Consider the following 13133-nt stretch of genomic DNA (forward strand, 5'->3'; position numbering starts at 1 on the left):
GCTGTTTCGTTATACGGAATTACAAACGCACCGCCAGTTCAACACCTTGACGAATCGCGCGCGCGGCATCCAACTCTCCTGCCACATCCGCGCCGCCAATTACATGCAGTTTATCGCCCAGTTCAACCCACTGCGTTTCAAATGGACGCACCGACTCTTGACCCGCACAGATCACCACACTGTCTGCTTCAATAAGCTCAGGCTTGCCATCACGTTCAATATGTAGACCCTGCTCATCAATTTTCTGATACTGAACGCCACCTATCAAATGCACTCCGCGTTTTTCTAACGTGCGTTTATGGATCCAGCCCGTAGTTTTACCCGGCCCTTTGCCAACCGCACCTTTACGCCGTTGCAGCAGCCAGACATCTCTCTCACTGGTGGTATCCGGATAAGGGTACAAACCACCGGGATGCTCGATAGTTTTATCGATTCCCCACTCGTACAACCAGTCATCTAATGTTTGATCTTTCGGCTCGGTCAGCATGCTCGCAACATCCACACCAATTCCGCCTGCACCAACAATCGCGACCTTTTGGCCTACCGGTGTCTTTTCACGGATTAAGGTTTGGTAATCAACAACTTTTGAGGATTCTTCTATCCCAGTAAGGGCGATTTTGCGCGGCGTGACGCCCGTGGCAATCACCACTTCATCATAACTACGCAAATCACTAAACTGCACTTCACAACCCAGATGAAGTTTCACGCAAGTTTGGTCGATTCGGTTGGCAAAGTAGCGAATGGTTTCACGAAATTCTTCCTTGCCTGGGATCTGCATAGCAAGGCGGAATTGACCACCAATCCGATCGTTGCGTTCAAACAGATCCACTTGATGACCGCGCTCTGATGCAGTCGTCGCAAACGCCAAACCCGCAGGGCCGGCACCGACAACCGCAATCTTTTTGCTCTGCGCGGGTTTCACCACAATCTCGGTTTCATAACAGGCGCGTGGGTTCACTAAGCAGCTCGCACGTTTGCCGCGAAAAACATTATCCAAACAGGCTTGGTTACAACCGATACAGGTGTTGATCAGCGCACTCTGCCCTTCCTGTGCTTTGCGTACAAAATCCGCATCAGCTAAAAACGGGCGTGCCATCGACACCATATCTGCCTGACCGCTGGCTAGAATTTTCTCCGCTTGCTCGGGGGTATTGATTCGGTTGCATGTCACTACTGGTACGGTTAAGTAAGGTCTGATTTTCTCTGTCACCCAACTAAAGGCAGCGCGTGGCACTTGGGTAGCAATGGTCGGAATGCGTGCTTCATGCCACCCAATCCCTGTATTAATAATGGTGACCCCTGCCTCTTCTAAGGCTTTGGCAAGCACTACTACTTCTTCAAAGGTGCTACCCTGCTCAACTAAATCGAGCATCGACAGGCGAAAAATAATGATGAACTCTTCACCTACTGCTTCACGAATGGCTTTAACAATTTCGACCGGAAAACGGATGCGATTTTGATAACTGCCGCCCCACTCGTCATAACGCATATTGGTGCGTTTACAGATGAATTGGTTGAGCAGGTATCCTTCCGAGCCCATCACTTCTACACCATCATAGCCCGCCAGTTGCGCCAACTCCGCACTATTGGCGAAATCATTAATGGTATTGCGAATCTGGCGAGAGCTCATTTCACTGGGAGCAAACTTGGCGATTGGAGCACGAATGGCTGAAGCGCTTTGCGAAAAAGGATGCATGGCGTAACGCCCCGCATGCAGCAGCTGTAATGCAATTTTGCCGCCATGGCGATGTACCGCTTCCGTCACCACTTTATGTGCTTTGGCATGTTTGGTCTTGCTAAATTCAGCACTAAATGGATGCAAACGACCACGTAAATTTGGGGAAAAACCGCCCGTAACGATAAGGCCAACGCCCCCTTTGGCACGTTCTTCATAAAAGACCGCCAACTTTTGCAGCCCTTCCTTATTTTCTTCTAAGCCAGTATGCATGGAGCCCATCAACACACGATTTTTGAGCTGAGTAAAACCAAGATCGAGAGGCTGAAACAGATTTGGGTACATGGTGACTTCACTTTGCTTCTTATTTAGATGGTCTGAGCAGAATACGCCCGCGCATTACAAAAATCAAACAAGCGTTTACATTTGTGCAACAACAATCAAAATTGCTGTTGTTTGCAAGGCTGTTGTTTGCCCCGATCAGATAACGTAGGATGTGATGTGTCGTGCGCTAATTTGCACGGAAAATCTGAAGCTTTGGAGTGATTTATCACTCCGTTGGTCTGGAGATACCATGAAATCACTGTTTCGTTTTGTTGGCCTGATTTTGAAAGGGATTTGGAAAGCTATCACCTTCATTCGGCTGGCACTGACTAACCTAATTTTCTTACTCAGTATTGGCATCATTTATTTTATTTATATCCATGCCGATGCCCCGCTACCGACCATGGATAAATCCTCTGCACTGGTACTCAATCTATCGGGTCCTATTGTGGAGCAAAGTACACATATCAACCCGATGGACTCTTTTACTGGTTCCGTGTTTGGTGAAGAGCTGCCACGCGAGAACGTGCTGTTTGATATTGTCGAGACCTTGCGTTATGCAAAAAATGATAACAATGTCACCGGGCTCGTTTTGGCGTTAGGTGACATGCCTGAAACCAATTTGACCAAGCTTCGCTACATCGCTAAAGCCATCAACGAATTCAAATCATCCGGTAAGCCGGTCTATGCCGTGGGTGATTTTTACAACCAGAGCCAATATTACTTGGCAAGCTATGCCGACAAAATTTACCTTGCTCCAGACGGCGCGGTGTTGCTGAAAGGCTATAGCGCCTATTCCATGTATTACAAAACTCTGCTTGAGAAACTCGATGTAACGACTCACGTCTTTCGGGTCGGCACTTACAAATCTGCGATTGAACCTTTTGTGCGTGATGACATGTCAGATGCAGCGCGTGAATCTGCGTCTCGTTGGTTAACTCAACTGTGGAGTGCGTATGTCGATGATGTCGCAGCCAATCGTCAAATTGCGATCAAAACACTCACGCCAAGCATGGATGAGTTTGTTGCTCAATTGAAAGAAGCCGGTGGTGATTTAGCGGCACTATCAAAACAAGTTGGCTTAGTCGATGAGCTAGCTACTCGCCAGCAAGTACGCCAAGCCTTAGCTGAAACGTTTGGTAGCGATGGCAAAGACAGCTATAACGCGGTCAGCTACTACGAATATAAAGCCAGCATTCAGCCAAACCCTCTTACTGATGCCAGCGATATTGCCGTAGTCGTCGCCAGTGGTGCGATTATGGATGGCTCTCAGCCACGCGGTACCGTGGGTGGTGATACATTAGCAGGATTACTGCGCGAAGCACGTAACGACAGCAATGTGAAAGCGGTCGTACTTCGTGTGGATAGCCCAGGAGGCAGCGCGTTTGCTTCCGAAGTGATCCGCAATGAAATCGAAGCACTGAAAGCCGCAGGTAAACCTGTTGTAGTTTCTATGTCTAGCCTTGCCGCTTCTGGTGGTTACTGGATTTCGATGAGTGCAGACAAAATTGTCGCGCAGCCGACCACACTAACAGGCTCAATTGGTATTTTCAGTGTGATCACCACCTTCGAAAAAGGCCTGAATAACCTTGGCATTTACACCGATGGTGTGGGCACTACACCATTCTCAGGACAAGGCGTTACCACTGGCCTGACTCAAGGAGCCAAAGATGCCATTCAACTGGGTATTGAGCATGGCTATCAGCGCTTTATTTCTTTGGTGGCAGAGAAACGTAGTATGACGGTAAAAGCGGTAGATGAAATTGCCCAAGGCCGTGTTTGGACAGCGCAAGATGCGCAAACCTTAGGCTTAGTCGATCAGCTTGGTGATTTTGATGATGCGGTACATTTGGCAGCGGACCTGGCACAGTTGGATCAATACAACCTTTACTGGGTTGAAGAACCACTCACACCAGCACAGCAGTTTTTACAAGACCTGCTTGGCGAAGTGCGTATTAGCTTAGGTTTAGATGTTTCGGCACTGTTGCCAAAATCACTGCAACCTTTGGCAACAGAGTGGCAACAACAAACGTCACTACTCAATCAATTGAATGATCCCAAAGGGCAGTACGCATTCTGTTTGCCCTGCCAAGTAGAATAGTCTACGAGGTCACAACCCTTGATATACCGAGGCGCTTTGCAAGAAGCGCCTCTTTTTATTGCAAGAGTTTTCGCTATAATCGCCGCTCTGTTCCCTACACTGAGTGATTTCTCGCTATGGCAAGAAAACATATTTATATCGCCTATACTGGCGGCACCATTGGCATGAAAAAATCGGATCACGGCTACGTCCCTGTTGCAGGGTTTATGGAAAAACAATTAGCCAGCATGCCTGAGTTTCACCGCCCTGAAATGCCTCTGTTTACTATCCACGAATATGATCCATTGATGGACTCTTCGGATATGACTCCTGCGGATTGGCAAATCATCGCTGATGATATCGCCGCCAACTACGACAACTACGATGGTTTTGTGATCCTCCACGGTACGGATACCATGGCTTACACTGCCTCAGCCCTGTCGTTCATGTTCGAAAACTTAGGCAAACCTGTAATTGTGACTGGTTCACAAATTCCGCTCGCAGATCTGCGTTCAGATGGTCAAGCCAACCTGCTCAATGCCCTACACATTGCCGCCAATTACCCCATCAATGAAGTCACCCTATTCTTCAATAATCGTTTGATGCGTGGCAACCGTAGCCGCAAATCACACGCCGATGGCTTTAGCGCTTTCAGCTCACCCAACCTGCCACCGCTGCTAGAAGCAGGTATCAATATTGAACTGAGTACCAATGTGAAAGTGGATGAAAAGCCGAATGGTGAATTCAAAGTCAACCCTATCACACCACAACCGATTGGGGTGATCACCATGTACCCGGGGATTTCTCATGAGGTGATCCGCAATACGCTATTGCAACCGGTCAATGCGATGATCCTGCTCACTTTCGGTGTCGGAAATGCACCACAAAATCCAGAGTTACTGGCTCAGCTAAAAGCAGCCTCAGAGCGTGGAGTGATTGTGGTGAACCTAACCCAATGCCTTGCGGGCAAAGTGAACATGGGGGGATACGCGACAGGTTGTGCGCTAGCAGACTCGGGGGTGATCAGTGGCTATGACATGACACCGGAAGCCGCTCTCGCCAAACTGCATTATCTGCTCAGCCAAGATCTTTCTTATGAAGAAGTGAAAGCAAAAATGCAGCAAGTTCTACGCGGTGAAATGACACTGTAATGATCGGTGGCAAAACGAAATTAGACCTAGTCAGTTAAGGTCATTGACAAATCTGCCTCGCACAAAGCGAGGCTTTTTTATGCACTCGGTTTATTTACTCGTTTTGGTTCGGATTGACACGCAGGATATCGTCTTCCCCTGCCGTAAAACGCTTTTTCAGCTCCGCTTTGGACTTAAAAACTACCTCACCACCAACGCCAACCGACATATGATCAGCTTCAATATTATGCTTAGATTGATACAACATCACAGCTTGCATACAGGAGTCTCGCTGCTGTTGTGAAAGTGGTGTACCCTCAGGCCACTTTCCCGTTTCCACGGCGTATAGTAAGCGCTGATAAGCTTCAGGCGTAATCGCATTAATTAATTGTTGAGTGTCCATAATCTCGTCCTACTCAAAGTGATGTGGCGTCAACATAACGAGCTAGCGTAATGCGTCAAGAACAGCTAAATAAATAAGTGTATTTGATCACAAGCCGATATCATGAATTTGACTAAAACGTTACTTATTCTCGCAAGCCTAGCACTATTGAATGGCTGTTTCGAGAATCGCAAAAACACAGAAAAGCTCTGTGCCGATAACCCCAATCTGCGCTGTGAACAGCTCAATATGGACGATGGGCAATGCCGCGTTCCAAGAACCGATCTGATTTGGCACCGCTTTGAAATATTGAAATCACCGAGCGATGAAAAAAGCATCAAAGAATACCATCTCGTCAGTGCTTATCGAAAATGCCTTGAACTTGCTTCGCAAATCCAAGCCATTGATCAAACCAAGTTGAAAGAAAACCGCTTCAAGGCTTTGGTCAATTCAGGCAAAGAACAAGAACGAATCGTGGCAGAATTAAAACAGTCAACGTCTCCGCAAGCACTCTATTTCTTGTGGAGTCAAATAGGCGACCGTAATGCACGACGTGCTTTCTTACAGTTAGAAGGAAAACCCGAGCTCGAAACCGCTGAGATGCAGTACGCCTTGGCGACCTTTTACACAGATCGCGATAAGCCCAAAACCATAGAACTGCTGCATAAGTCTCTGGAACTCGGTAATGGTAGACCAACGAACACCGAAATATTGAAAGCCTTAGCCAGCAACTACCATGTCCTACATGACAAAGAAAACGCTTATCTTTGGGCTATGGTTGGCAAAGATTTTGGTGTGCCAGTGGCTTCCGCCGAAGAACTAAAACGACTTTACGGTTTTAGCCAAGCGCAGTTTGCAGAACTAGATAAAACCGCCGATACCATAGTGAAAGCGATTCGTGCTGGCAAGTACACCAAAACCCTCATCCCTAACCGAATGAAGGATGAAAAATCTCAACAATAAGCGGGGAGTCTTTCACCGCTTTTTCACTTTTTGTTGAAAATTAACGACACAGAGTTAACACAAAATCGTAACCCAGTCGTCTTCGGGCCATCTTCAAAGACATGCCCAAGGTGACTATCACAAGCCGCACAACGGATCTCAGTGCGTACCATTCCGTGACTCATATCATTTAAATAACGTACTGCTCTCTCATCAACTGGCGCATCAAAACTTGGCCAACCACAGCCTGAATCGTATTTATTTGCTGAGCTGAATAATGGCGATTGGCAACAAGTACAGAGATAGAAGCCCGTTTCCTTATTGTGCAACAATTTGCCTGAATAAGGGGCTTCTGTTCCTTGCTGGCGACAAACATAATATTGTTCATCTGACAAGTGCTCACGCCAATATCCATCAGGCTTGAGCGAATTTTTGGATTCAAATTCCACTGTTTTTATTTCCTTGTTGATTAACCTTAGAGCAATCATTTTTTGCGAAACACTTGCCTAATATAGAGTTTGTGGCACATACTTTTTGACTCTATTTTGAGCAAGAATTTTTGATGTGAATTGGGCTTCGGCTCATTCACATACTACGTCAATTGGTCAGTATAAAAAGCAGGTTCAAGTTTAAAAGTTAATCAATTGCAAACGATTGTGAAAAAAAGCGACGCTTTTTTTTGACTTTAAACAAGTTAAGTCCGATTATCTGTTGCAGCTTTTAACTGGATTCTGTAATTTTACTACCAGTTATCTTTAATCAGAAATTAAGTTGTGGAGCAACTATAATGACTATCAAAGTAGGTATTAACGGTTTTGGCCGTATCGGTCGTTTCGTTTTCCGTGCAGCGCAAGAGCGCAATGACATCGAAGTTGTAGGTATCAACGACCTGATCGACGTAGATTACATGGCTTACATGCTGAAGTACGATTCAACTCACGGCCGTTTCAACGGTACTGTTGCAGTTGAAGGTGGAAACCTGATCGTAAACGGCAAAACTGTACGTGTAACTGCAGAACGTAACCCAGCTGACCTGAAATGGGGCGAAATCGGTGTTGACGTTGTTGCTGAAGCAACAGGTCTGTTCCTGACTGACGAAACTGCTCGTAAACACATCGAAGCTGGTGCGAAGAAAGTTGTTCTGACTGGTCCTTCAAAAGACAAGACGCCAATGTTCGTAATGGGCGTTAACCACAAGACTTACGCTGGTCAAGACATCGTTTCTAACGCTTCTTGTACTACTAACTGTCTGGCGCCTATCGCTAAAGTACTGAACGACAACTTCGGTATCGAGTCTGGCCTGATGACTACAGTTCACGCAACAACTGCAACTCAAAAAACAGTTGACGGTCCTTCAGCGAAAGACTGGCGCGGTGGCCGTGGTGCTTCTCAAAACATCATCCCATCTTCAACTGGTGCAGCTAAAGCAGTTGGCGTTGTTCTTCCAGAACTGAACGGCAAACTGACTGGTATGGCTTTCCGCGTACCAACTGCTAACGTTTCTGTAGTTGACCTGACTGTTAACCTGCAAAAAGCAGCGTCTTACGACGACATCAAAGCAGCAATGAAAGCAGCTTCTGAAGGCGAACTAGCTGGTATCCTAGGCTACACTGAAGATGCAGTAGTTTCTACTGACTTCAACGGTGACACTCGCACTTCTATCTTCGATGCTGACGCAGGTATCGCACTAACTGACAAGTTCGTTAAAGTTGTATCTTGGTACGACAACGAAATCGGTTACTCAAACAAAGTTCTTGATCTGATCGCTCACATCTCTAAGTAATGTGGTGATTAGCGAAGAAATTCGTTAGACAAAAAGGCGACTCTAGGTCGCCTTTTTGGTATCTGGGCTTTGGGTAACTCAGTGTTTTTACACTCGTCATTGACCCCATCTCAGATCAGGCTGAAACGCAGATTCAAGGAAACTAAGATGGATTTACACTCTCTGAACACCGTCGCCGTATTGTCTGATTGCGTCACTATTGCTCAGCAAGATCAGATCAAAATCGTGCGTGTGATACACGATAAAGCCAGTGCTGCTATCTCACTGCACGGCGGTCATGTCATCTCCTTTCAACCCAATGGCCAATCCGATCTCTTGTGGATGAGCTCAAAAGCCATTTTTGATGGTAAAGCAGCACTGCGTGGAGGGATTCCTGTCTGTTGGCCATGGTTTGGCCGTATAGCTGCACCAGCGCATGGTTTTGCACGGAATCAAGAATGGAAACTGGTTGAACACAGAGAAAATGATCAAGGTGTGATCGTGACTCTCGGTTTGCAAGCTACACCTGAGAGTTTGGCCATTTGGCCATATCAATTTGATGTGCGCTTACATGTAGAAATCAGTGAGAGCTTGAAAGTAACGCTTGATGTAACTAACACTGACGAAAAAGCATGGACATTCTCTGGTGCGCTACACACTTATCTGCACGTGGGCGATATACGTGAAACTCAAACTACAGGTGTAGGTGTAGAGTATCTTGATAGCCTGCAAGGGGATAAATCTTGCTCAAGTGATGGTCAACTAACGCTCATCGACACCATAGATCGTGTTTATACCCAGCCAGAAGCATTGATCCAAGTGCAAGATCCAACGCTAGCCAGAACATTGACGGTTGAAAATCAAGGTCATAACTCAGCGGTATTATGGAACCCTTGGCAACAAGGCACCCAATCAATGGCAGATATGAATGATGATGGTTACTTACACTTCTTGTGTGTGGAGTCGACGCTTCATGCTCCGTCACTGGCCCAAGGCAAAACACTTCAACCAGGGCAAACCCATCAGTTGAGCACACAGATCTCTAGCCATACGCATTAATTCCTTATCAAGCAGCGTGCATCTCGGGCAAGTTTGAACCGCCAATATAGCGCGACATCCACTCGAAAAGCGCTGCTTTTTCTACCCCTACATATACTGTGCAACAGCGTGAGATACACGACTCAGCGATATCATTCACATAACCATCATTTGGTTCATATTTTAGCCGTACCATGTCTTACTCTGCTCAGCACAATTGTGCTACATAATGCACAACGTCAGTCTGGTAAGGATACCTAATGAAAAACGGCCATATTTGTCTCGCAACCCTACTCTTATCTTCACTATTACAAGTCACTCACGCACAAGGTTTTCCGGATAAAAATCAACCAGGATGGGATATCACGCTAAGCCTTAACAGTTTTTACGTGCGCACTCAGTCACAAATGAACACCAATGATGACAATGCGATCACCAACAATTTGCAGCAGCCCGGACAAAGCACGTCTGACCTTTTTTTTGCCCCATTAGGGAATATCCAATACACCTTAGCTTCAGGACAAACTCGACTTTTTGCAGGGCAGAGTTCGGATCAAATTATTGAAGGGCAACTACAAGCAGAACTCGGCGTGACCCATAGATTGGATAGATTAGGTGAGATTACGCTGGCTTATTTTCCTTCCCTACCCGGTGTAAATGAAACGTGGCGTGACCCCTATCTTACGCAAACGGCAAGATCCGCTACTGACATTAGCGCACAAGGTGGACGCTTAGCTTATACCGCCCCTTTAGCCATTCCATTTACTCTGCGCTATGCCTATTTAGACTATCAAATCGATGAAGAACAAAGCGGCATAACATCAGGATTAAATAACGAAGCAACCACCCTGCTAAATCGCAATAGTGACTACCAAAGAGTTTCTGCGGAAGTAACTTTACCCTTTGGTCGATCTTGGTCTTTAGTACCGAAGATAAGTTATACCCAACGTAATGCCCAAGGAGATGCGTTTGATTTTACCGCCTTCGATTATCAACTTGGATTCAACGCTTTTGCTGGTCCTCAGGCGTTGTTTTTAACCCTTAGCTATGGTCAAGAGGATTACAATACTGCACACCCAATTTTTACAACAGCAAGAGATGCTGACCGCTGGAGTGCGTTTGCACTTTATGTCTACCATGCCCCCTTTGGCTGGAACAACATGGCAATCAATGCAATAGCAAGCATCAGTGAAACAGACGATGCGGTTAGCTTTTTCGATCAACAATCAGCTCTACTTTCCGCTGGTATTGCATTTAATTTCTAAACTTTGAAAGTGAATTTCGGCCGCCTACTTGTCAGGCGGCCTCTCGCTGCTTAGCAAATCGCCATTAGCTAATCAATAACCGATCCTTGCCTTTTTATTTCATGCTCTAGCCGCTAAACTTACGCCTCTATTTTGTTGATTGAGGCCACCATGACCTTCTTGTGCCCGCTTTGTGAGCATCCCCTAACGCTTAACCAAAACACTTACACCTGCGTCAATCGTCATCAATTTGATGTAGCGAAAGAGGGATACGTCAATCTGATGCCTGTTCAGCACAAGCGCTCAAAAGATCCCGGCGACAATAAAGAAATGACTCAAGCACGTCGTCGTTTTTTGCAAACGGGCCATTACGCACCAATGCGTGAAAAAGTCACGGAATTATGCCAAAAACATTTAGCTGACCACCAGCAAACGCTACTTGATATCGGCTGTGGTGAAGGCTACTACACCGATTTTTTTGCCAAAGCACTACGCCAGCAAGACAGTGAAGCAATGACTTTTGGGCTCGATATTTCCAAAATTGCTATTCGTTACGCTGCAAAACGTTATCCAGAATGCCAATTTACAGTAGCATCTAGCCATCGCCTCCCTTTTGCTGAGCAGAGTCTGGACGGCGTGATCCGCATTTACGCACCATGCAAAGACACCGAATTGGAACGTTGTGTAAAAGTGGGAGGCGTGGTGATAACCGTCACTCCTGCAGCGCGCCATCTGTTTCAATTTAAACAAGGTATCTACGATCAGGTGCGCTTGCATGAAGAACTACCAGAAAACCTATCGGGCTTTGAATTGGTTGAAGAATGCAAACTCCACTACACCATGGCACTCAATGGCTCAGAAGCTGCCGACTTGCTGCAAATGACTCCGTTCGCATGGCGTGCCAGCGATGATTTTAAAAATCGAGTTAGCCAAAGTGACAGTTTCGAGTGTGAAGCTGACTTCATGCTGCGCGTTTACCGAAGAAAGTAGCCGTGCAAAGTAACGATGACTTTCCCGTACTCACTGCCTCAATAAGTGCTACTCAAAAAGCTCATCAAGTTGAAGCAACCAAGCCATTGAAAATGCACGATACAGATCTCGTTTAAGAAAAAATCACACTCCTAAGCCATCAACAACTCAAAATCGGCATAGCATTTGCTTGCCTGTTTTTCACACGTAATGTGTAAAAAACACGCAAGTTTTTTTGTTTGTGGTCGATATAGATTCAGAGAATAACTTAGGAGAGATGTATGAACCCAATAGGCGCAGGATCTGTGCATACATTGCCATCCACCCAAACGGTGAAACCTCAAGCATCTGCTAAGCCTGAGACAGCGCCTGCCCCACTGAAAGTGGAGCAAAACAAGGTCACTTTATCGGCTGAAGGCAAAGCCTTACTTGCCGCTTTGCAAGAGATTGAGAAAGAAGGTAAAGCGTTGGAAAATAAAGACAAAACCGTAAGTGATAAAATGGAATCTTTCACTTATGGCGCTTTAGGAATGGATCATCCCGACAAAATTAAAGAGGAGGATGACGCCTCATACTCTGCGGGGCAATATCTTTCCGCAGCGGCAACCGTTGGTGGCATACTTTTAGCCCTGTTATAAGATGCGACCTTGCGCGACAGTGATACTTCTACCTGATACTTCTGCCATAGAGAATGAAAGTCGATTGACTCTAGAGGAAAAAATCACCAAGATGCTTGGTTTTTAACTCCTGAGTAGATCGACTTTATGTGTGAAATTTTTGCCAACCAACCTAAAGAAAACTACCAATTTATCACTCGCTCTGTCCGCATCGATGGCCATGCTACAAGTGTCAAGTTAGAAGCCAGTTTCTGGAAAATACTAGAAGAAATTGCCCATAATCAAGCCATGTCTCTCCCGCGTTTCATTAGTCTCATTTATCGTGAAGCACTCGAATACACGGGGGATATCACCAATTTTGCCTCATTGCTACGTTGCGCTTGCCTGATTTATTTACGAGATCCTACTGATGTGATGACACATGTTCGGCATCAACTCTTAGCCAACCCAACCGCCATAGCTTAATTGCCGCGCAATTAAGACTTGGGATTGTCGTACTCACGTACTACCACCCACAGAGTGAAGATGATTAGTCTGTCCACCTATTTGTTGGAGGAAACATGACTAAACTGATCCACACCATGCTGCGTGTTCACAACTTAGAACGCTCAATTGATTTTTACCAACAAGCACTACAACTTGAAGTTTGCGCACAATACGTTTTCGACACATTTACTCTTACCTACCTAGGTAACAAGCAGACTGAAGTAGAACTAGAGCTCACGTTCAACCACAATCAGCCGGAACCTTATCTTCTAGGTAATGCTTATGGGCACATTGCCGTCAGCGTATCAGATATTGATACAACACACCGGCAGCTCTCCGAGAAAGGCTTACAACCCAGCGATATAAAGGTGTTGGATCACCATGAACAACATCTCGCAACTTTCTTTTTTCTTACTGATCCAGATGGTTACAAAATTGAGTTTTTGCAACGTCAGGGCCGCTATTTATAACAACAGAGGACATA

Annotated in this window: 13 protein-coding genes; 10 read left to right on the plus strand and 3 right to left on the minus strand. The window is 45.9% G+C overall.

Translation table 11 applies throughout. From position 1 onward, the window contains the following. Nucleotides 1-19 precede the first annotated feature (19 nt). Nucleotides 20-2020, minus strand: coding sequence for an NADPH-dependent 2,4-dienoyl-CoA reductase (locus VOA_RS03500; protein ID WP_000283426.1), 2001 nt, complete (start codon nt 2018-2020; stop codon nt 20-22). Nucleotides 2021-2249: 229 nt separating this feature from the next. On the opposite strand from VOA_RS03500, the gene sppA reads away from it, so the two are divergent. Together sppA and ansA are read left to right on the plus strand one after the other, a co-directional pair. Next, complete coding sequence (gene sppA, locus VOA_RS03495; protein WP_000838314.1) at nt 2250-4100, plus strand: signal peptide peptidase SppA; 1851 nt, start codon at nt 2250-2252, stop codon at nt 4098-4100. Nucleotides 4101-4216: 116 nt separating this feature from the next. Then, a complete protein-coding gene (gene ansA, locus VOA_RS03490; protein WP_000101381.1) occupies nt 4217-5230 on the plus strand; it encodes an asparaginase in 1014 nt (337 codons plus the stop codon). Nucleotides 5231-5324: 94 nt separating this feature from the next. On the opposite strand, the gene VOA_RS03485 is transcribed toward ansA, so the two are convergent. After that, nucleotides 5325-5612, minus strand: coding sequence for a YeaC family protein (locus VOA_RS03485; protein ID WP_000381011.1), 288 nt, complete (start codon nt 5610-5612; stop codon nt 5325-5327). Between the two features lie 102 nt (nt 5613-5714). Between VOA_RS03485 and VOA_RS03480 the strand changes: the two genes are divergently transcribed. Next, nucleotides 5715-6554, plus strand: a complete 840-nt coding sequence (locus VOA_RS03480) for a DUF2989 domain-containing protein (RefSeq protein ID WP_001054635.1) — start codon at nt 5715-5717, stop codon at nt 6552-6554. A gap of 23 nt (nt 6555-6577) precedes the next feature. Here VOA_RS03480 and msrB read toward each other — a convergent pair whose 3' ends face one another. Next, on the minus strand, nt 6578-6982 hold the full coding sequence (gene msrB, locus VOA_RS03475) for a peptide-methionine (R)-S-oxide reductase MsrB (RefSeq protein WP_000393999.1): 405 nt from the start codon (nt 6980-6982) through the stop codon (nt 6578-6580). A gap of 338 nt (nt 6983-7320) precedes the next feature. Here msrB and gap point away from each other — a divergent pair, with 338 nt between their 5' ends. The 7 genes from gap (at nt 7321) to VOA_RS03445 (ending at nt 13119) form a co-directional block, all read left to right on the plus strand. Then, a complete protein-coding gene (gene gap, locus VOA_RS03470; protein ID WP_000153497.1) occupies nt 7321-8316 on the plus strand; it encodes a type I glyceraldehyde-3-phosphate dehydrogenase in 996 nt (331 codons plus the stop codon). A gap of 147 nt (nt 8317-8463) precedes the next feature. Next, on the plus strand, nt 8464-9354 hold the full coding sequence (locus tag VOA_RS03465; RefSeq protein ID WP_000363093.1) for a D-hexose-6-phosphate mutarotase: 891 nt from the start codon (nt 8464-8466) through the stop codon (nt 9352-9354). Between the two features lie 239 nt (nt 9355-9593). After that, nucleotides 9594-10598, plus strand: a complete 1005-nt coding sequence (locus tag VOA_RS03460; protein WP_000788350.1) for a DUF2860 domain-containing protein — start codon at nt 9594-9596, stop codon at nt 10596-10598. A gap of 150 nt (nt 10599-10748) precedes the next feature. Continuing rightward, a complete protein-coding gene (gene rlmA / locus VOA_RS03455; RefSeq protein WP_000143345.1) occupies nt 10749-11567 on the plus strand; it encodes a 23S rRNA (guanine(745)-N(1))-methyltransferase in 819 nt (272 codons plus the stop codon). 260 nt (nt 11568-11827) lie between these two features. After that, nucleotides 11828-12184: a hypothetical protein gene (locus tag VOA_RS03450; RefSeq protein ID WP_001068122.1), complete on the plus strand. Its 357-nt coding sequence runs from the start codon at nt 11828-11830 to the stop codon at nt 12182-12184. Between the two features lie 126 nt (nt 12185-12310). Continuing rightward, nucleotides 12311-12628 (plus strand): ribbon-helix-helix domain-containing protein, encoded by a 318-nt coding sequence (locus VOA_RS0118630; RefSeq protein WP_000333223.1) that lies wholly within the window; start codon nt 12311-12313, stop codon nt 12626-12628. 95 nt (nt 12629-12723) lie between these two features. Next, nucleotides 12724-13119 (plus strand): VOC family protein, encoded by a 396-nt coding sequence (locus VOA_RS03445; RefSeq protein WP_000163721.1) that lies wholly within the window; start codon nt 12724-12726, stop codon nt 13117-13119. Nucleotides 13120-13133 lie beyond the last annotated feature (14 nt).

Origin of the sequence: Vibrio sp. RC586 (assembly GCF_000176715.1) — a bacterium.
Taxonomy (GTDB): Bacteria; Pseudomonadota; Gammaproteobacteria; order Enterobacterales; family Vibrionaceae; genus Vibrio.